Below are 19,584 nucleotides of genomic sequence, written 5' to 3'. Positions count from 1 at the left end.
GCAACGGCGCGACAATCGAGGACATATGGCACCGAAATTTGGCACCAGCGGGCTGCGCGGCCTTGTCACCGAACTGACCGACGCGCTGGTCACCGATTACACCCGCGCGTTCCTGTCTGCCTGCCCGCAGGGCGGAGCCGTCCATGTGGGCTGGGACTTGCGCCCTTCCTCCCCAGCGATCGCCGAGACCGTCATCGCCGCAATCCGCGACGCCGGACTCACCGCGATCCGCGAGGGCGCGCTCCCTACCCCCGCGCTCGCGCTCGCATCGATGGGGGCGGGCAACGCCGCGATCATGGTCACTGGCAGCCACATCCCCGCCGATCGCAACGGGCTGAAATTCTATGTCCCGCATGGCGAGATCGCGAAAGAGGACGAGGCCGCCATCCTCGACCGGCTCGGTCAGGACCATCCCGTGACCGAGAAGTGCGGCTCCGAAATCCCCGGGGCAGATACCGCGGCGCACTACATCGCCCGCTATGTCGACGCCTTCGGCTCGGAGGCTCTCGACGGCCTGCGCATCGGCGTCTATCAACACAGCTCCGTCGCTCGCGACATCCTGGTCACCGCGATCGAGGCGATGGGCGCGACCGCTGTTCCGCTCGCCCGATCGGACGAGTTCATCCCCGTCGACACCGAGGCGGTCGCCCCCGAGACTCGCGAAACATTGCAAGGCTGGTGCACCGAGCAACGGCTGGATGCGGTGATCTCGACCGATGGCGATGCCGACCGCCCGATGCTGACCGACGAGACCGGCACGCTGATCCCCGGCGACGTGCTGGGGGCGCTGACCGCGCGGCTTCTCGGGGCGAAAATCCTCTGCACCCCGGTCTCCGCCAATACGATGGTCGACGCGATGCCAGAATTCGACAGCATTCATCGCACTAAGATCGGATCGCCCTTCGTGATCGCCGCGATGGGGGCCGCGCGCGCTGCCGATCCAGCCGCGAAGGTCGTAGGCTATGAGCCCAATGGCGGCTTCCTTCTGGGCTTCACCGCAACGGGCCCTGTCGGGCAGATCGCACCGCTCGCAACGCGCGATTGTCTGCTACCGATCGTCGCTCCGCTGGTCTCAGCGAAAAAGGCCGGCACCGGCCTCAGCGGACTTGTCGCCCAGCTGCCCGCGCGCTTCACCGCAGCCGACCGGGTCGCCGAAGTCTCGACCGACCGCTCGCGCGCCTTCATTGATCGCCTCGCGGCCGATCCCGTCGCACGGAGGGTATTCTTCAGCGATTTCGACCCGGCCGAGCGGATCGACCAGACCGACGGTCTGCGCCTAACCTTCCCCTCGGGCGAGATCGTCCATCTGCGGCCCTCTGGCAACGCTCCTGAATGCCGCTGCTACGCCGAAGCCGCGACGCCCGAGCGCGCAGAGAGCCTTGTCGCAAGCTACCTCGCCGCACTACGAACGGAACTCACCTAGCCCGAGAGGTCGAACATCCCGTCGGAGAACAGGCCGAGATCGGTGTCTATGAACTCGACCGTGACGCCCTGATCGGAGAACGTCACGCCGGAGCCGGTCTCGACCATATGGTGGCGGGCCTCTGCGGCAGAGCTGTAGTTGAACCCCTCGAAGCTCAGCTGATCCCAGGGTTCGATATCGATGATGACGTGATGCCCCTCTTCATCAGCGCGGAACACGAACTGATCCGCCATCACGCCACCCTGGAGCAGGTTGTACCCCTCGCCGCCATCGAGTTGATCCTCGAAGCCGAAAGAACGGAACCAATCGATCTGCGACTGCGCCGTCTGGGTTATCATCTCGGGGCTTTGCGCGAAGGCGGCGACGACCTTCTCGCGAGTGTAGCCCCCGCTGTCGAGTTGATCGACCCACCATGTCAGCCCTTCGCTATCCGGCGCCCGCCCAAAGACATTCTGATAGAGCAGCGAGACGAAACCGGCATCGTCGAGACTGCCGTAAGTTGCGGTAAATTCCGGCGAGTTGACGAAGCCCGAGACCACGTCGAGAAACTCCATTCCGTCGGCCTGCATCTCGCTCCAATACATCATCCCGCCGAGATTCGGCTCGCGCCCGAGCGTCGCCTGATACAGGCGAAACACGTCGTCGGTGAAATCCGTCTGAGTGCTGGCCTGGCTCAGGAGAAGCGTGTCGATTTCCGTGGCCTTCCGAAATTCCGGGCTTTCCGAAAATCCCAAGACAACCTCCTCCCGGCTTCGTTCCCCCCGATCGAGCTGGTCGAGCCAATAGCTCAGCCCCCCGCTATCGGGGTTTCGATCCAGCACGTTCTGGTAAAGCAGCGTCAGAAACTCCGCGTCGCTCGTCTGCGCGTAGTTCGACTGGAATTCCGGCGAGTTGATGAATCGGTCCGCGACTTCCTGCAGATCGATCGCGCCACTCGACAGAAGGTCCGTCCAATAGTGCAGACCGTTTCCATCGGGCGCCCGGTCAAGCGTCGCCTGATAGACCCGGAACACCTGTGCCGCGAACGGATCGTAGCTGCGATCGATCCGTCCGCCATTTAGCAGGTCATCCCCGCCCATGCCTTGCAGGATATCCGCCCCGTCATTGCCGACCAGCAGATCGTCCCCGCCGCGCCCATCTATGATATCGCCCTGCGCTGTACCTTCTTTGTGGATATCGCCGACCTCGAGCGGGTTGATCGCGGAATGCCACAGATCGCGCAGCTCCGAGGTTTCGAAATCCGCAGCGCTCAGGCTTGAGCCCTTCGCGGTATTCACGATCACCCGTTCGTCGCCGATCCGAATATCCGCCCCCGTCGCGGTCGGGGTAATGTCCAAAGCCTCCTTGGTGTAGAACCAGGCCATGCTCGAGAGGTCGAGCCGATCGATGCCGGGCTCGTAATCCATGATGAAATCCGTGCGCCCATCCGCATCGAGCACGAAGACGTCCCCCCCTTCGCCCCCCCAAAGCGTATCCACACCGCCGCCGTCTTGCACGATGTCCGCCCCTGCCCCACCGTGGATTTCGTCATCGCCTGCGCCGCCGGAAATCTGATCGTTTCCCGCTCCACCTTTCACGGTATCGCCGCCATCGCTAAGCTTCCGCGCCAGACCGGCAGGGCCCAACTCCACCTTGATATGGCTGATCCCCATCCCCTGACCGCTCGCGCTCGCTGACACGTCGCCCGCCACGAAAATATCGAGCCCGGTCGCATCCGCGATCATCGCCGCCGCAGCCGGATCCGTCAGCGCGGTTTCGATCTCGTCCGCCAAGGTCCCGATCTGGACCAGTTTGCCGCCGGGCAGCAGCGTAAGCAGGCTGACCCCGTCATCGGCGCCTCCGGCCAGCACATAGAGCTGATCGCCCATCGTCACGGTTTCGAGCGTCGTCACGCCCTCGAACCGCGTGCCGAGGTCGTCATTGATCTGATCGGTGACCTCCATCCGCCCGCCCGGACCAAGCGCCACGACAGAGATCGAGCTTGTGCCCGCCGCTCCCAGAAGCGCATAAGCCTGACCGCCCACATGGACCGTCTCGATCGAATTAGGGGTGTTGATGAAGAGGCCGTCGCGCGCATCGATCTGACTGGCGATCTTCAGCTGTCCCTGCGTATCGAGCGCGAGCGTGGTCAGCGAATTATCCGTAGCCGAGGCGGCCAGAACGTATTGCGCCCCGTCGATCTCGACCGTGCCGAGAGTATGGACATCATTCGCTGACCAAGTGGCGCCCGCAGTGCCCTGCGCGATCTCTGTCATCCGGCCTCCGGCACCCATCTGCCAGACATGCAGCCCGCTCCCATGCGCCAGGGCGCCGACGAAAAAGCTCTGCGCGTCGAGTTGCAGCGGCGCGATCGCAAGCACCGCACCCGGCGCAACCGCCCCCGGCAGCGTAAACACATCGCTGATTCCACCGTCATTCTGGTTTAGCCAGACCGCTTGAAACGCGCCCGATGCCGAACCGGTCGCCATCAAGGCAGGACTGCCGTCGATCGAGATCTCGGTCAGCGTCCCGGCTGCATCCAGTCCCGCACTTTCGCTCAGATAAGCCAGATCGCTCGAATTCAGCCGCGCGCTCAGCGGAAGCTGCGCGATGCCGCCCGGCGCATTGGAAATCGAGTAAAGCGTTGGCCCCGTCTCACCCTGCACGAGAAGCAGGTCGGTGATCGACGTCATGAAATCTTCCGCACCATTCGTTACGGTCGCGACCGGCGTCAATTGAGGCATAGCCACCTCCGTTTTCAACGTTCTCACTGTCTCAAGGATGAGGCGCGGCTGGGCTCAGAGCGCGGAGGGAAAGCGGCCCGAAAATGGTTTTTTCTCAATATTTTAATGGAATTCAACGGCTGACATCGCCCAACTCAAAGCATATTGCGTTCGTGGCAGGCAATCGCGGCATTGAGATCGTCGAAAAACTCAAGCCGTCCACGCTCGAGCACCGCGCCGCAATCGCAAATCTCGCGCAACTGGTTCATCGAGTGGCTGACCACAATCGCTCCGGCTTCTTTCAGCCGGTCGCGAAACAGGGCTGCGCTCTTCTCGCGAAACGCCGCATCGCCGACCGCCGTGATCTCGTCGACGAGATAGGTGTCAAAACTGATCGCCATCGACGCCGCAAAGGCCAATCGCGCGCGCATCCCGGAAGAATAGCTGCGCAGCGGCATTCGGAAATGCAGCCCGAGCTCTGCAGTCTCCTCCACGAAGGCCACCATCTCATCCGTATCCACCCCGTAGATCCTCGCGATGAAGCGGCAATTTTGCGCGCCTGTCAGGTCATTGTGAAACGACCCTGCGAAGCCGACAGGAAAGGAGACGCTGCCCCGCGTGATCACCCGACCCCGATCGGGCCGTGCGGTCCCCGCTATCATTTGCAGAAGCGTTGATTTCCCCGCCCCGTTGCGCCCCAGAAGTGCGACGGATCGCCCGCTGGGAAAGCTCGCGCAGATATCGAGCGCCACGATTTTCTCGCCACCGGGAACGCGGAAGCTCTTGCCGAGATTTTGCAGCCGGATCATCGCCGTTACCGACGGTCCCGGATCGCATAGCCCGCCAGCACGCCAATCGCCCAAAGCAAAATCAAGCTGCCCGCGAGCAGCGCAAGAAGCGTTTCGCGGCGTGGATATTCGGCGCTCTCAGCGAGGGTCGGCGCCATGAATGTCGCGAGAAAACGGCTCTTGCGGCGCGCCTCGGCCTCCGCCGCCTCAAAGCTCGCACGCGTTGCCGCATAGGCACGCTCTGCGAATTCGCGCTCCGTCATGAGCCGCTCGAATTCGCCCACGATGCTTGCATAGGCTTCGTCCTTCGTGCCGCCCTCGATGCCAAGCTTGCGCCGTTCCGCCACGATCCGTTTCTCGATCACCGCCAGCCGCCGCTCGGCCTGCTTCAACCGCGGATCCGTACCGCTGCGCACGGTGCCGCGTAGTAGATCGCTCTCGATCATCACATGCGCCTGCTGCTCAAGCAGCGATCCCAGAACCCCAGCTTGGCTTTGCAAATCCATCTCCGGGCTGATCAGTTGATGGCGATTGCGGAAGGTGGTGAGTGCCATGCGCGCCGCCTTCAGTCGCCCCTCCGCGCGCCGCAACTCGCCGCGCGCATGGCGGATCGCGTCTTCGCGCGCCGCGTTGCTGAGCCGATTAATCATCGTCGAGCTGCGGGCCATCAAGGTCTGCGCGATCCTCTGCGCCGAGACCGGGTCGAAAGCCCGCACCTCGATGTCGAGCAGCCCGGCGCCCGCGCCGTGCCGCACATGGACCATGCGCCGCCAATAGGCGACAAGATCCTCCAGATTGGCGTCGGTCGATAGCCCGAACACCGGATCTGATCGCTTGCGCGACCAAATCGCTCTCAGATCGAGCGCATCGTCGATCTCGGCGACAAGGCTGGGGCTTTGAATAAACTCATACAGAATATCCGTATCGTCCGAAGACGCCCCCGACAGGCTGGATAGCCCGCCGAAAATATCGAATGCCGGGCCGGCCTCCTTGCGCTGAACCGTAAAGCCGACGCGGGAGACGAACTGATCTGCAGCCTGCGCGTAAAGAAAACAGGCAGCGGCCAGAACCGGCGCGATCACCAGCGCCACGAAGCTCAACCCCACCGCATGATGGCGCCGCCGCCAACGCGCCTTGCGGGCAGGCGGGGCGTAAGCGCTCGGCACTGGTCGTAGCGGCTGGGAGACGTCGCGCAACCCCGCCCCCGCCGCGAGAACGGTCGCGGCACGCGCGGGCTCGTTAACCGCGTGTTTCACAATTGGCTCCACTATTGATCGCATCGGATCCCAGCGAACACGATCCGAATTGAAAACCGGTAAACGAGGCTCGAAATGTTTTTCTCACATGCGCCCAGTCCCCCCAACCGGTCCTTCCCGGCTCTTCGTGCGATCGGCGCGCTCATCTTGCGCGAGATGTCCGCCAGCTACGGTCGCTCGCCGGGGGGCTATCTCTGGGCTCTCCTCGAGCCGGTCGGCGGCATCGCCTTGCTCACTCTTTTCTTTTCGTTGACCTTCCATGCTCCGCCGCTCGGAGCCAGTTTCGCGCTTTTCTATGCGACAGGGCTACTGCCCTTCATGCTGTTTTCGGAGGTCCAATCGAAAGTCGCCAACGCGCTCACCTACTCGCGCGCCCTTCTGGCCTATCCGACGGTGAGCTTTCTCGATGCACTCATCGCGCGACTTGTTTTGAATGCACTCACGAAACTCATCGTCTCTTACCTAGTTCTTCAGGGCTGCCTGCTGATCTTCGACTCCCGCGCGAGCCCTGATCCGCTGCGGATATTCGAGGCGGCGAGTCTTGCCGTGCTGTTGTCCTTCGGCATCGGAACGCTCAACTGTTTTCTCTTCCTGCGTATCCCTGTCTGGCAGCAGATATGGTCGATCCTGATGCGACCTATGTTCTTGATATCCGGTGTGTTTTTCTTCACCGATCACCTGCCGACGTGGGCCGCAGACGTCCTGTGGTTCAACCCGCTCGTACATGTCATCGGCTATCTGAGGCACGGGTTCTTCCCGACCTACGAGCCCGATCATCTTTCCGCGCCTTGGGTCATCGGCGTATCACTCGTGGCGCTGGCCATCGGCCTTCTGGCGCTCAGGACGCGTTACCGGGATCTCCTCGCAAGGTGAGCGTTGCGGACCGGCGCGAAGGCGCACCGAACAGCGCGGCGCGCCATCGACCACAACGGTCCTTGTGCAGAAGGGTATCGAGACGCTTTGCGATCAACCGATCGAGTTCTCCAAGCGTTGCGTCCGCTGGCCATGACCCAGAGAGGAGCCGCCCCGCAAAGACGCGCAATTCGTCGAGATCGTCTAGCTGTGCAGGACCTTTCTCTATTTCGGGATGATAGGGATAGGGTGAAGCCCAGAACGGATCGTCGCATATGGCCTCCGCCTGGGTAGCGGGTAACACGCGCTCGAGCTTTTGGCGCTGGGTCTGCGCGATCTCCTGCAGCGTCTCCACATGATGCGGCGCGATTGCCCACGCGCGGCGAAGCATAGGCCCCGCCGCCAAACACCTCTGCAACAGGAACTCGATTTCGGCGCGATGGGTATCTGGGCGGAAGCGCCGATTGCGCAGTAGGAAACCAATCTGCGCCGCGCTGCCAGTTCTGTGACGCTGCCGGGACGGCTGGCTCGATGTTTGAAAGAGAGCATCGGTGCAAGCGACCGCGTCATGCCCTGCTGGGGCGACCTGCAAGCGAACATTGGGAATACGCACCCAAGCCGCGAGATCGGCACCGAAGCTATAAGGACACCGCCAGGCGCGCAGCCAATCGTCAAAGCAGGGACGGCTCCAGACGCCCCACTGCCAGAACGCCGCATTCATCCATGTCAAAGGCGGCCGCAGGAAGGCCAACACGGTGACGGGCGGATGGCCAAGGTCGGCGAGCAGCGACGCAAAAATTTCGGGGCGCCGAATCCATCCCTCATTCGAGAAAAACGGGATGTAGCCGCCTCTGTGGGCGCGCGCCATTTCTCTCTGGAGGAAAGCGGCGAAGGGTCTTGCCCCGACCTCGCGACCCGGATCTGGCATCGAGACATATCCGTAAGGAGAAAGCGCCGCGGCATGTGACACGGCCCTGCCGCGCAGCGGCATCACCAATCCCCTGACCTTCGCCGCGCCGATATAGCGCACGCGATGTCCGGTGCGTGACGCCCTGTCCGGGTGTACGCTCCATGCCGATTGAAGGGCCGAACTGCCGCATTTCGGAGCGCCGACGTGGAAGACGGCAAGACTGTCCTCGAATGTCACGCCACCCACCTTTCGCAGTCGGGCTGTCCGAGCAGGCGACCCATGTCGACATCCAATGGATACCGTGGCAGTGGCAAAACGCATCCCTGTCTGCCCGCAGCCCTGACCGCCTCAGCCTGTGCGCCGAGATCGAAACAGGTCACCGGCAGGCCGGTGCCGAGGGCCTCGTGCGTCGTGAACGAAAAGGTCTCCGGCCAGAGCGACGGGATAAACCACCGATCGATTCCGTGATGCGCAACGAGTATCGGCAAGTCAGACCGCTCGAACGGCCCATGGATGTGGTTCGGCGCGTCAAGATGAAACCGCGGATCGAGAGTCCCCAGTAGCACGAGCCGCGCGCGCCCGTCAGCGATGCACGCATCGCCTACGGCTTCCACGACCGAGGCTCCCTTGTGCAGGCCGATATGGCCAAGCACGCCAATAACGGGCTGCGCAGATCTGTCAGCATTCGAAGAGGTGCCGGAGTTCGCCAGGTGCCTGTGATGCGGATAGGTCAGACGTGCAGGTCGCCTCCTGTCATGCGGCTTGCAGTCGATCTTATCCGCAAGGTCGGGGCGAACCGACGCAACGATGCCAGCGGAACTGTGCGAGAAAACGCGCAAGCGCGTCGCCGCGGTCATTGCGGCACCCCATGCAGCTTCCCATTCCGATCGGTCGCCGCTTGAATGCGCGCGAGGCGGCTTTCGGAATCCGGGGCGCAGATCGATACGCACCGGGATGTCGCGCAAACTGGGCCCCTCTTCCAGGAGGGTGTATGCCTCACTGAGAGGGAAATAGTCGTGGAAAAGAATGTCGAGTTGGTGCCCTCGGGACAGATTGACTAACAGCTCAGGGATTTCGAGCGGCGCCGAATGACCGACGCCGCAGGAATAGATTACGTGGCGTTCTGGAAGGACCTGCAGCAGAGAAAGGATCGCTGCCCGATCCGCCGTCTCTGTGATGCATAGGCCGAGCGGGTCGTGAAGCTCGATGGACCAGCGAGCCGTACCGCCGACACGCAGAACGATGCCGCGCCGCCCGGCGCGAAGCTCCGCGGCGATTTCCTCACGCAGCCGAATCTCTGCGCCGCCACCAAGGGAATGCCCGAGCCAGATTTTGAGCGGCGCGGCCTGCAATGCGCCCGCACGCGCCAAGGCAAGCACAAAACGAGGAGCTGCCAGCGGGTCGCGGCTAAGAAACCGATCGATCGCGCGCGGATAGCTCGGATAGCGCCGCTCGATCTTCGCGTGATTGCGTTCCACCAGTTTCTGGCGCGCCGACGGACCGAACGAGGCACTGCCCCGATGCTCGACGAAAAGCGAGCTTATCCCGACATGGCGCCCCCCGAGCCGCCGTACCCTTTGGCACCAATCCGTCTCCTCTCCGTAGCCGCGCCCGAACCCCGGATCGAAGCACGGGAGTTGGGAAAGAAAGCGGGGTGCGAGCGCCATGCAAAAACCGATCCCGGTGGGCAGATCGGCGCGCGCTTGCGAAGGTTCCAACTTCGCGGCGATGGCATCGATCTGATCGACGGCCCCGGGCGGCAGATCGCTCCGCGTACCAGGCATCGGCACCGACAATATCTGCGCGTCATTCGACATTGGCGTCACGCTTGCCACCTCAGGGTCGGTGAACGGCTCCACAAGCCGCGACGCCCAGCCCGCAGGCACGAAGACATCCGAATTCAGCAAGACCACAGGACGGTCTGGGAAGCGATTCAGGACCTCCTCATACCCGCGATTCACGGAGGCGACGAAGCCCAGATTCGCTGCATTTTCCAGAAGCGTCACGTTGGCTTTGGCCTTACACCAATCGCGCAAAAACGGCCGCATCTCGGGATCGGTCGAGCGATCTTCGACCACGATCATGTGCCAATCGAGATCCGTATGCCGAACGATGCGATCGAGCGTCTCGCGCAGCAGATTCCGCGCGTTGAAAACCGGCAAGACAATCACGATCGCGGGGGAAGCCGACGGTTCGTCAGGCGGTCCGGTGCGCAACAAGTCGGACGGTAGAAGCGCACCTCGCGATTGCGCCACAAACCCCAGTGCCGACTTCACCCTCATCCCCGCGGAACTGTCGCCGCGGCTTCGCCATCGCCAGATGTCGCCGGCATGAGAGGCGAGCCGCCAAAGAAATATCGGCGCAATACGCAGCTGCCCGAAAGTGAGACGAAGGCGTCCGATCGGCGGCAAGGTCCAGCTTTCGTTTCCTTGCCCTTCAGCTCCTTTACCGGGAATGGCCAGTTCTACCCGAGCGGGCCAAAACGGCAGATCGAAGGCGAATTTCGCCACCCCTGAAGCGTCGGGTTCAAGGGCGCATCGTTGCGTCACGCTGTCCAACCGCAAGACCAGCTCCGGAGCGGCGATTCGCCCCTCCAGCCGAAGACGGTTTCCGCTATACTCATAGCGCGTGACATGCAGGCCCCAAGCCTCCGCGCGCGCGCCCAAACCGCCCACAGTCCGAGAGATTCGGAGATTCGCGTCGGCATATCGCTGAAAGACCCGGAAAATTCTGCCCAGCACAACGATTCCTCGCGATAGCGTCCAAAACCGGCGTCAGGTGACGCCATCTTTCGGAACGTTACGCGAACGAACGTAAATTTTCAGGAAACGGCTGGCAGGGGCAGAGGGACTCGAACCCGCGACCCTCGGTTTTGGAGACCGATGCTCTACCAACTGAGCTATACCCCTAGGCCGTGGCGTGGGTGCTAAAGTCTCGCGCGACCGAAATCAAGTACCTTTCCATCGATCTCTCGCATTTCCCCGCCGAAGAAATCGCCGTGGAACGCAAGCCGAGCACAGATCGTTTTTCCTCCGAACCCGCGCAAGCTGCGCCTCTGGAAAGGAAAGCATATGCCCAAGATTACCGAAGCCCGCATTCTGATCATGGCCACCGATGGTTTCGAGCAGGCCGAATTGACCGTTCCGCGCGACAAGCTGATCGAAGCAGGCGCGCAGATCGACATCGCCTCGCTCGACGGCGAAGATATCCGCGGTTGGGACGAAACCGACTGGGGCGAAACCGTTTCGGTGCAGCGCAAGATCTCCGATGTCGACGCGTCGAATTACGATGCGATCGTTCTACCCGGCGGTCAGATCAACCCCGACCTTCTTCGTGTCGAGAAAAGCGCGCTGGACCTGCTGCGCAATTTCTATGACCAGGGGAAGGTTGTAGCCGCGGTCTGCCACGCACCTTGGCTTCTGATCGAAACCGGGATCGCCAAGGGGCGCAAGATGACCTCGTATCACTCGGTGCGCACCGATGTCGAAAACGCCGGTGGCGAATGGGTCAACGAATCCGTGGTTTCCGACAATGGCGTCGTCACCTCGCGCAACCCGAAGGATCTCGACGATTTCGTCGCAAAGATCATCGAGGAGGTGCAGGAAGGTCGCCACATGCGCGACGCCGCCTGATCGCGTGAATTACCGCTTCCTGCGCTTCGAATAGAGGCGCAGGAGGCCCATGACCATCAACTGCACGGCGACGATCACCACGCAGACGATCACCAGATAATTGAACGCATTGTCGGAATTCAGCCCCGGCATCCCGCCGATGTTGACCCCGAACAGTCCGGTGAGAAACCCGAGGGGCAGGAAGATCGTGGAGACCACCGACAGCACGAAGGTGTTGCGGTTCACCCGATCCGACAGCTGGCTCGAGAGTTCCTCGCGGAGCACCTGCGCCTGATCGCGCAGCTCGTCCATATCTTCCGAAATCCGCGTCATCTTCAACGCTTCTTCCTCGATCTCGCGCCGCGTGACCTCGTCGATGATCGGGCTCTCCGCCTGCGTCAGACGGATCAGGGCTTCGCGTTGCGGCGCGAGGTAACGCCGCGCCGCGATCACCTGCAGCCTCAGGTCGAGAACGTCGCGGCGCATGTGATCGGCGTGCCCGCCATAGACCTGATCCTCTAGCGTTTCGGCGCGTTCGTCCAATTCGCTCTGGAACACTCCGATATTGCCGACGATATCCTCGGTGAGTTGCACGAGGAAGCTGCCCGCGTCGCTGGGCCCTTGGCCGTCGCGGATCGCTGCGTTCATGTGCTCGATCGCGCGCACGCGCTTGCGCGAGATCGTCAGGATGCGCTGCCGGTCGAGATACATCCGCAGCGAGACCATATCCTCGGGGTCTTCGCCCTCGTTGAAGTTGATCGCGCGCAGGATCACCAGAAGCCCCTCGCCGATCTGGCTCATGCGCGGGCGCGTATCGACATCGAGCAACGCCTCCACCGCCTGCGGGTCGAGGTAATCCAGCTCCTCGCGAATCCAGCGCTGCGCCCGCGGGTGCGTCCCGTCCAGATGCGCCCAGGCGAGCCGTTCGTCCCGTAGCGCCTCGACGATATCGGCAGGCCCGTCAGGATCGGGCGCGCCCGAGAGGATATGCGAGAAGAGGATCGGGCTGTTGGTCATCCGGGCTCCGGGCGAAATCGTAGCGTTGCCCAGAGCCTAGCGTCGTTGCGCGCAGCGGCAAGCCTCTCGCTTAGGGTGCGTGTCTGGCCAGTGCGGCGACATCGCCTGCTTCCAGTGCCGGAAGCGCGGCCTGTATGGCCTCCACCGGCCAGTCCCACCACGCCAGTTCGAGCAATTGTGCAATCTCATCGGGGTTGAACCGGGACCGCACCGCGCGCGCCGGATTGCCAGCAACGATGGCGAAGGGCGGCACGTCCTGCGCGACCACCGAGCTAGCCGCCACGATCGCCCCCGCGCTGATGCGCACCCCGGGCACCACCATTGCATTGAAGCCTAGCCAGACATCCGGCCCGATTACCGTATCGCCGATCGCGGCATTCTCCTCGAGATATTTCCCCGCCGTCTCCATGTCGAAAATCCGGAACGGATAGGTCGTAATCCCGCCCATCGGGTGATTTGCGGAGGCGGTGATGAAGCGCACCCCATGAGCGATCTGCGCGAAGGGGCCGATCACCAGCCGCTCGGAGCAGCCAGGAAACAGATACGGCGCCAGCTCCGCCGCCGCGTCCGGCACGGGAACGAGAGGACTGTAATAAGCATAGCGCCCGACCTCGATATTGGGATGATCGATCACCGCCTGCAGGAACACGGTGGGTTCATGCGGCATGCCATCGGGCAGCAGTACAGGATTGCGGGTATCGGGCGCAGGAAAGCGCCGCGGCAGCGGATGGGCAGACATGGAGAGACCTCTCTCGATCAGAGTTTCAGGGAAACGGGATCAGAAAAGGGTCTTGTCCATCGGCGCCTCCATTGCGTGCTCGTCCAGTCTAGCGCAAGCGACGGGTCCGCGCCAGCCGTCCGGTCACAGCTTGCGCGCGCGCCACTCCGTCATCGCCTTCGCGATCTGCTCCGCCGCGTCAGGGTCGAGGTGGAAATGGTGGTCGCCTGCGATCTCCACGCTCTCATAATCGGCGATCAGCTCGGCCCCCCATCGCGCCAACTCCGCCGTGCCCTCGCGCCGCGCCCGGATCCCGTCCGCAGCCCAGATATTGAGCACCGGTGCCCGGATCGCCCGCAGCACCGCCTCCACATCGTCGCGATCGAGCTTCGCTGCAGAGCTCGCGAACAGCCGCCGGTCGCCGCGCAGATGCCAGCCCTCGGAGCCTTCTTCCAGCGCACGCTCCGCCAGCGCCTCGGCCACCGCGCGCGCGTTGCCCTGCCCCGCGCGGCGCGCGATATAGGCTTCGCGCGTCGGGAAACGGCGCGGAGGCCGCGCCGCCTGCGTTGGCACCTCGGTCAGGTAGGCGCGCAGAGTTGTGACGAAATCCTGCGCCACCGGCTCGGGGGCAAGCGAATCGAGCGCGATGAAACCCCGCACCCGCTCCGGCATCGCCGCCGCCAGCAACGCCGAGATATTGGCGCCGCGCGAATGGCCCAGCAGCACGCAGTCCTCCCAGCCCAGAGCATCGAGCACCCGCAGGATCTGCGGCAAGTCGTCCCAGATATTGTAGCTCGCATGGGCCGCGCGATGCCCGCTCAGCCCCTGCCCGCTCAAATCGAGCGCGACGACGTGGCAGCCATTCAGCCGCGGCGCGAGCACGGCAAAGCTTGCTGCATGATCCATCCAACCATGCAGCGCCAAGACCGGCAGCCCCTCCTCGGAGCCCCATTCGAGCCCTGCGATCCGTAGCCCGTCCACGTCCCAGCGCCGCTCACGCGCACCGTTCGTCTCCACCATGTCTTGCATCCTCCCACGCCCCAATCCGCAGAAGATCTAGCGCGAGACACCCGCGATTGCGACCACCGGCACCGCGCCTTTCACGCAAAGCAAAAGGGCCGCCCAAGCGGGCGGCCCTTCGCAAGTCCAAATGATCCGAAGATCACTCGATGATTTTCGACACCACGCCGGCGCCGACGGTACGGCCGCCTTCGCGGATTGCGAAGCGCAGACCGTCTTCCATCGCGATCGGAGCGATCAGTTCGACTTCGAACTTCAGGTTGTCGCCCGGCATCACCATCTCGGTGCCCTCGGGCAACGTCACGGTGCCGGTCACGTCCGTCGTGCGGAAGTAGAACTGCGGACGGTAGTTCGCGAAGAACGGGGTGTGACGGCCACCTTCCTCTTTGGTGAGGATGTAGGCTTCAGCTTCGAACTTCGTGTGCGGCTTCACCGAACCCGGCTTGCACAGAACCTGACCACGCTCGACGCCGTCACGGTCGATGCCGCGCAGCAGCGCGCCGATGTTGTCGCCAGCTTCACCACGGTCCAGCAGCTTGCGGAACATCTCGACGCCCGTGCAGGTCGTCTTCGAGGTGTCGCGGATGCCCACGATTTCCAGTTCGTCGCCGACGTTGATCACGCCACGCTCGACGCGGCCGGTCACAACCGTACCACGGCCCGAGATCGAGAACACGTCTTCGATCGGCATCAGGAAGGGCTGGTCCACGGCGCGCTCCGGCGTCGGGATGTAGCTGTCGACAGCTTCCATCAGAGCACGGATCGAGTTCTCGCCGATTTCCGGATCACGGCCTTCCATCGCGGCCAGAGCCGAACCCTTGATGATCGGGATATCGTCGCCGGGGAAGTCGTAGGACGACAGAAGTTCGCGAACTTCCATTTCCACGAGCTCGAGCAGCTCCTCGTCGTCGACCTGGTCAACCTTGTTCAGGTACACGACCATCGCCGGGATGCCGACCTGACGGCCGAGCAGGATGTGCTCGCGCGTCTGCGGCATCGGGCCGTCAGCTGCGTTCACGACCAGGATCGCGCCGTCCATCTGCGCGGCACCCGTGATCATGTTCTTCACGTAGTCGGCGTGGCCGGGGCAGTCGACGTGCGCGTAGTGACGCGACTCGGTCTCGTACTCCACGTGCGCGGTCGAGATCGTGATGCCGCGGGCTTTCTCTTCCGGCGCGCCGTCGATCTGGTCATACGCGCGGAAATCACCGAAATACTTCGTGATCGCAGCCGTCAGCGTCGTCTTGCCGTGGTCAACGTGGCCAATCGTGCCGATGTTGACGTGCGGTTTGTTACGTTCAAACTTTTCCTTTGCCATCTCGCGGGGCGCCTCTGGTTAGGGGGCCGCTAGCAGCGAGCCCGAGTCAATATCGCGCGCTACCTATTGCCCTGGCGGGGAAAAATCAAGCCCGGAATGCAGGGTTTCCCCTGTCTGTGTTCGCGGTTTCGCTTGGGCAGCGACCCGCTCCGCACTACCATCCCGTCATGGATTACGCTGCGACAGACGACACCCACCGCCTTCCCGCCCGCGCACCGCTTGCCGAGCACCCGCTGGGGATCCTCGCGAGCTTCCGGGCTGCGCGGCGCAACCTGTTGGAAATAATACCGGAACTGGCCACCCATGCACCGATCATCTCGGGCAATACAGGCGCGCGCTGGCATATGGTCATGGACCCTGACAGCCTGCGTCACATCCTCAAGACGCGCGTCGAGGATTATCCGAAATCGGTGGTGACCAAGCTCATTCTCGGCCCTGCCGTAGGGGAAGGTCTGTTCGTCGCCGAAGGAGCCGAATGGCGCTGGCAGCGTCGCGCCGCCTCGCCGGTTTTCGCCGCGCGCAACATGGAGGCGCTCGCCCCCGTCATGGGGGCCGCAGCGGAGGCCTCCGCTGCGCGCATCGGGACTGCCGCCGATACCGGTCGCGCCGTGGATCTGCATCAGGAAATGGTGGCCGCGACCTTCGAGGTGATCTCGGACGTGACCTTCTCGGGCGACGAAGGCTTCGACCGCGCCGCGATCCATCGGGCGATCGACGCCTATATCGCGCAGACGGCAAAGGTCTCGCTGCTGGATCTCTTCGCGCTGCCCGCTTGGGTGCCGCGCCCGCATCGGGTGATCTCCTCGGGCGTCGTGCGCGACCTCAAGCGCCATGCGGACCGCGCGATCGAGGCCCGGCGCGCGAGCGAGGCGAAGGCGGTGCCCGACCTTCTGGACCTGCTCGACGGCGCGCAGGACCCCGAAACCGGCCGCGAGATGAGCCCGGCCGAGCTACGCGACAACCTGCTGACCTTCATTGTCGCAGGCCATGAGACCACCGCCCTGACGCTCGCCTGGGCGCTCTATCTCTGCGCCTTCGACCCGGCGGCGGTGCAGGAGGCCGCTCGCAGCGAGGCGCAGGCCGCGCTCGGCGCGCATGCGGCGACCGTCGATGACCTGCCAAAGATGCCCCTCGTCGCGCAGATCGTGAACGAAAGCCTGCGCCTCTACCCGCCTGCGGGCTTCCTGTCGCGCACGGCGCGCAAACCCGACACGCTTCTGGGGCGCGAGGTGCGCGCAGGCGACACGGTGATGCTGCCGATCTACGCACTCCACCGTCACCACGCGCTCTGGGACAACCCGCATGCTTTCCGCCCGGATCGTTTCGCCGATCCGACGCATGACCGCTTCGCCTTCCTGCCCTTCGGGGCTGGGCCACGCATTTGCATCGGCGCGGGCTTCGCGATGCAGGAAGCACAGATCATCCTCGCCACGCTCCTCGCCCGGTTCCGCTTCACCGCCGTTCCGGGGCGCGAGCCTGTGCCGGAGATGATCCTGACCACACGCCCAAAGGGCGGCATCTGGCTGACGGTAGAGCGCGCGTGACGGGCGAGAGCGAACACTCATGCTTCGCCTTGGCGAAAATATCCCGGGGGTGAATTGCCCGACAGGGCAAGAGGGGGCGGCGCCCCCTGCCGGATCGCCCGGGCCTGCCCGGACGATCCCTCAGGCAAAGCCTCAGGTGAACCTGTTGTCCCGTGGGAAGCCACGCGGGGCCATGCGGCCCGCCGAGGCGCGCTTGCCGGTCCATTCGGCGAGGTCGGTCTCGGTCCGCGTGCGGCCCGCCGGATCCTTCCAGCTCAGACCATCGGCCAAGGTGAAGGTCTTGGCGTCGCTCAGCCCCCCGTCCTTGTATTTCTGCAAACGGACGCCTTTGCCGCGCGCCATTTCGGGCAGCTCTTCCAGCGGGAAGACCAGCAGCTTGCGGTTCTGACCGACGCAGGCGACCGTGTCGCCGTCGATCTTCGAGCAGACGGTGGTTTTCGCCGCCCCCTTCATGTTCAGAACCTGCTTGCCCGACTTAGTCTGCGCCACGAGTTCCTCGCCCGGACAGACGAACCCGTCGCCATCCGACGAGGCCAGCAGGTATTTCTCGCCCGCCTTCGGCAGCAGCAGATGCGTCACCTCCGCCTCGTTGGGCAGGTCGACCATCAGCCGCAGCGGCTCGCCCATGCCGCGCCCGCCGGGCAGATTCGCCCCGAGCACCGTATAGGCGCGCCCGTTGGAGCCCATCGCGACGATCCGGTCCGTGGTCTCGGCATGCATGGCGAACATCGGCCCGTCGCCATCCTTGAACTTCACCTCGGCGTCTAGCGCGTTGTGGCCCTTCATCGCCCGGATCCAGCCCATCTTCGACAGGATCACGGTAATCGGTTCGCGTTCGATCATCGCCTCGATCGGCACTTCCTCGACCTCACCAGCCTCGGCGAAGCCGGTGCGTCGCGCGCCGCCCTCGGCGTTGCGGCCGAATTTCTTGTCGATCTCTTTCAGCTCACCGCCGATCGTCTTCCATTGCAGCTTTTCGGAGGCGAGAAGGTCTTCCAGTCCCGAGCGCTCTTCGATCAGTGCATCACGCTCGCGCTTGAGTTCCATCTCCTCGAGCTTGCGCAGACTGCGCAGGCGCATGTTTAGGATCGCTTCGGCCTGCACGTCCGACAGTTCGAACTCGGCCATCAGCATCGCTTTGGGTTCGTCCTCGTAGCGAATGATCTCGATCACCCGGTCGAGGTTCAGGAAGGCGATAATGTAGCCTTCGAGCACTTCCAGACGCGCGTCGATCTTGTCCATCCGATGCTGCGAACGGCGCAACAGCACCTCGCGCCGGTGATCGAGGAAGGCGCGCAGCACCTCCTTGAGCGAGCAGACCTTCGGCACCCGCCCGTCGATCAGCACGTTCATGTTGAGCGAGAAGCGGACCTCCAGATCGGAGTTCTTGAACAGCATCCCCATCAGCATCTCGGGCTCGACGGTGCGCGATTTCGGCTCCAGCACGATGCGGATATCGTCGGCACTCTCGTCGCGCACATCGGCCAGCGCGGGCACTTTGCGGGTCTGGATGACCTCGGCCAGACGCTCGATCAGCTTGGATTTCTGCACCTGATACGGAATCTCGGTGACGACGATCTGCCACTGACCGCGGCCGAGATCCTCTTTCTCCCAGCGCGCCCGCAGACGGAACGCACCGCGCCCGGTGCGATAGGCGTCGCGGATATTCTCGGGCGGCTCGACCAGCACGCCGCCGGTCGGGAAGTCGGGGCCGGGGATATGCTCAACCAGCTCGTCATCAGTGATGGCGGGGCGCTTGATCATCTCCAAGAGCGCCTCGACCAACTCACCGAGGTTATGCGGGGGGATGTTCGTCGCCATGCCGACCGCGATGCCGCTCGCGCCATTGGCCAGCAGGTTCGGAAAGGCGGCGGGCAGCACGACCGGCTCGGTCAGCGTGCCGTCGTAGTTCGGGCGGTAATCGACCGCGTTCTCGGCCAGACCTTCCAGAAGCGACTCGGACGGTGAGGCCAGACGTGCCTCGGTGTAACGCGAGGCTGCCGGGTTATCGCCGTCGATATTGCCGAAGTTGCCCTGCCCGTCGACGAGCTTGTAGCGCATCGCGAAATCCTGCGCGAGACGCGCCATCGCGTCGTAGATCGCGGCGTCGCCATGGGGGTGGTAGTTCCCCATCACGTCACCCGAGATCTTCGCGGATTTCCGAAAGCCGCCGGTGGGCGACAGCTTCAGTTCGCGCATCGCGAAGAGGATGCGCCGATGCACCGGCTTCAACCCGTCGCGCGCATCGGGCAGCGCCCGGTGCATGATCGTCGAGAGCGCATAGGTCAGATAGCGCTCGCCAATCGCGCGGCTCAGCGGTTCGGAACTGGTGGAGAGGGGATTTTCTTCGTCACTGCTCATGCCGATTTACTAAAGCCGAGCCCGATCCCGGTCCAGCGGGAAAAGCAGGAATAAGAATTTCCAA

General features: G+C 63.6%; 14 protein-coding genes and 1 tRNA gene. 4 read left to right on the top strand and 11 right to left on the bottom strand.

From position 1 onward, the window contains the following. The first annotated feature begins 25 nt into the window (after positions 1-25). The gene (locus B6V72_RS03385; RefSeq protein WP_088734713.1) at positions 26-1,423 is read left to right on the top strand and encodes a phosphomannomutase; all 1,398 of its coding nucleotides are present in this window, start codon (positions 26-28) and stop codon (positions 1,421-1,423) included. Here the strand turns inward: B6V72_RS03385 and B6V72_RS03380 are convergent. The 3 genes from B6V72_RS03380 to B6V72_RS03370 form a co-directional block, all read right to left on the bottom strand. Beyond that, positions 1,420-4,146 (bottom strand): DUF4214 domain-containing protein, encoded by a 2,727-nt coding sequence (locus B6V72_RS03380; protein ID WP_088734712.1) that lies wholly within the window; start codon positions 4,144-4,146, stop codon positions 1,420-1,422. The two genes, B6V72_RS03385 and B6V72_RS03380, sit on opposite strands and share 4 nt — an antisense overlap. A 134-nt stretch (positions 4,147-4,280) precedes the next feature. After that, positions 4,281-4,934 carry an ABC transporter ATP-binding protein gene (locus tag B6V72_RS03375; protein WP_075773817.1) on the bottom strand — a complete coding sequence of 218 codons (654 nt, stop codon included), beginning with the start codon at positions 4,932-4,934 and terminating at the stop codon, positions 4,281-4,283. A gap of 5 nt (positions 4,935-4,939) precedes the next feature. Continuing rightward, positions 4,940-6,169 (bottom strand): hypothetical protein, encoded by a 1,230-nt coding sequence (locus B6V72_RS03370; protein WP_146696163.1) that lies wholly within the window; start codon positions 6,167-6,169, stop codon positions 4,940-4,942. A gap of 75 nt (positions 6,170-6,244) precedes the next feature. On the opposite strand from B6V72_RS03370, the gene B6V72_RS03365 reads away from it, so the two are divergent. Then, a complete protein-coding gene (locus tag B6V72_RS03365; RefSeq protein ID WP_088734710.1) occupies positions 6,245-7,042 on the top strand; it encodes an ABC transporter permease in 798 nt (265 codons plus the stop codon). Here B6V72_RS03365 and B6V72_RS03360 read toward each other — a convergent pair. From B6V72_RS03360 to B6V72_RS03350, 3 genes are all read right to left on the bottom strand, one after another. Further along, entirely contained in the window at positions 7,008-8,168 is a 1,161-nt protein-coding gene (locus B6V72_RS03360; RefSeq protein WP_146696162.1) for a hypothetical protein, read from the bottom strand. The genes B6V72_RS03365 and B6V72_RS03360 overlap by 35 nt on opposite strands. Further along, the gene (locus B6V72_RS03355) at positions 8,165-10,495 is read right to left on the bottom strand and encodes a glycosyltransferase (protein ID WP_146696161.1); all 2,331 of its coding nucleotides are present in this window, start codon (positions 10,493-10,495) and stop codon (positions 8,165-8,167) included. Before B6V72_RS03355 ends, B6V72_RS03360 begins: the two co-directional genes overlap by 4 nt. Positions 10,496-10,764: 269 nt before the next feature. After that, positions 10,765-10,840, bottom strand: a tRNA-Trp gene (locus B6V72_RS03350). Between the two features lie 162 nt (positions 10,841-11,002). On the opposite strand from B6V72_RS03350, the gene B6V72_RS03345 reads away from it, so the two are divergent. Continuing rightward, the gene (locus tag B6V72_RS03345) at positions 11,003-11,563 is read left to right on the top strand and encodes a type 1 glutamine amidotransferase domain-containing protein (protein ID WP_075773814.1); all 561 of its coding nucleotides are present in this window, start codon (positions 11,003-11,005) and stop codon (positions 11,561-11,563) included. Positions 11,564-11,572: 9 nt separating this feature from the next. On the opposite strand, the gene B6V72_RS03340 is transcribed toward B6V72_RS03345, so the two are convergent. The 4 genes from B6V72_RS03340 to tuf form a co-directional block, all read right to left on the bottom strand. Continuing rightward, positions 11,573-12,559 carry a zinc transporter ZntB gene (locus B6V72_RS03340; RefSeq protein WP_088734707.1) on the bottom strand — a complete coding sequence of 329 codons (987 nt, stop codon included), beginning with the start codon at positions 12,557-12,559 and terminating at the stop codon, positions 11,573-11,575. A gap of 70 nt (positions 12,560-12,629) precedes the next feature. Then, positions 12,630-13,298, bottom strand: coding sequence for a CatB-related O-acetyltransferase (locus B6V72_RS03335; RefSeq protein ID WP_088734706.1), 669 nt, complete (start codon positions 13,296-13,298; stop codon positions 12,630-12,632). A gap of 123 nt (positions 13,299-13,421) precedes the next feature. Next, positions 13,422-14,297: an alpha/beta fold hydrolase gene (locus B6V72_RS03330; protein ID WP_088734705.1), complete on the bottom strand. Its 876-nt coding sequence runs from the start codon at positions 14,295-14,297 to the stop codon at positions 13,422-13,424. A 142-nt stretch (positions 14,298-14,439) separates the two neighbouring features. Further along, complete coding sequence (tuf, locus tag B6V72_RS03325; protein WP_077701325.1) at positions 14,440-15,615, bottom strand: elongation factor Tu; 1,176 nt, start codon at positions 15,613-15,615, stop codon at positions 14,440-14,442. A 167-nt stretch (positions 15,616-15,782) separates the two neighbouring features. Between tuf and B6V72_RS03320 the strand changes: the two genes are divergently transcribed. Then, complete coding sequence (locus B6V72_RS03320) at positions 15,783-17,159, top strand: cytochrome P450 (protein ID WP_088734703.1); 1,377 nt, start codon at positions 15,783-15,785, stop codon at positions 17,157-17,159. Between the two features lie 132 nt (positions 17,160-17,291). Here the strand turns inward: B6V72_RS03320 and parC are convergent, their stop codons facing one another. Further along, positions 17,292-19,520 (bottom strand): DNA topoisomerase IV subunit A, encoded by a 2,229-nt coding sequence (gene parC, locus B6V72_RS03315; RefSeq protein WP_075773808.1) that lies wholly within the window; start codon positions 19,518-19,520, stop codon positions 17,292-17,294. Positions 19,521-19,584 lie beyond the last annotated feature (64 nt).

The organism is Thioclava sp. F34-6 (genome assembly GCF_002213235.1).
Taxonomy (GTDB): Bacteria; Pseudomonadota; Alphaproteobacteria; order Rhodobacterales; family Rhodobacteraceae; genus Thioclava; species Thioclava nitratireducens.
This window is presented reverse-complemented; position numbering and strand designations above follow the sequence as displayed.

What these genes read in the sequence shown, in the direction of transcription:
- B6V72_RS03385 (WP_088734713.1), top strand. Translation starts at nt 26, where the DNA reads ATGGCACCGAAATTTGGCACCAGCGGGCTGCGCGGCCTTGTCACCGAA.
- B6V72_RS03380 (WP_088734712.1), bottom strand. Translation starts at nt 4,146, where the DNA reads ATGCCTCAATTGACGCCGGTCGCGACCGTAACGAATGGTGCGGAAGAT.
- B6V72_RS03375 (WP_075773817.1), bottom strand. Translation starts at nt 4,934, where the DNA reads ATGATCCGGCTGCAAAATCTCGGCAAGAGCTTCCGCGTTCCCGGTGGC.
- B6V72_RS03365 (WP_088734710.1), top strand. Translation starts at nt 6,245, where the DNA reads ATGTTTTTCTCACATGCGCCCAGTCCCCCCAACCGGTCCTTCCCGGCT.
- B6V72_RS03345 (WP_075773814.1), top strand. Translation starts at nt 11,003, where the DNA reads ATGCCCAAGATTACCGAAGCCCGCATTCTGATCATGGCCACCGATGGT.
- B6V72_RS03340 (WP_088734707.1), bottom strand. Translation starts at nt 12,559, where the DNA reads ATGACCAACAGCCCGATCCTCTTCTCGCATATCCTCTCGGGCGCGCCC.
- B6V72_RS03335 (WP_088734706.1), bottom strand. Translation starts at nt 13,298, where the DNA reads ATGTCTGCCCATCCGCTGCCGCGGCGCTTTCCTGCGCCCGATACCCGC.
- B6V72_RS03330 (WP_088734705.1), bottom strand. Translation starts at nt 14,297, where the DNA reads ATGGTGGAGACGAACGGTGCGCGTGAGCGGCGCTGGGACGTGGACGGG.
- tuf (WP_077701325.1), bottom strand. Translation starts at nt 15,615, where the DNA reads ATGGCAAAGGAAAAGTTTGAACGTAACAAACCGCACGTCAACATCGGC.
- B6V72_RS03320 (WP_088734703.1), top strand. Translation starts at nt 15,783, where the DNA reads ATGGATTACGCTGCGACAGACGACACCCACCGCCTTCCCGCCCGCGCA.
- parC (WP_075773808.1), bottom strand. Translation starts at nt 19,520, where the DNA reads ATGAGCAGTGACGAAGAAAATCCCCTCTCCACCAGTTCCGAACCGCTG.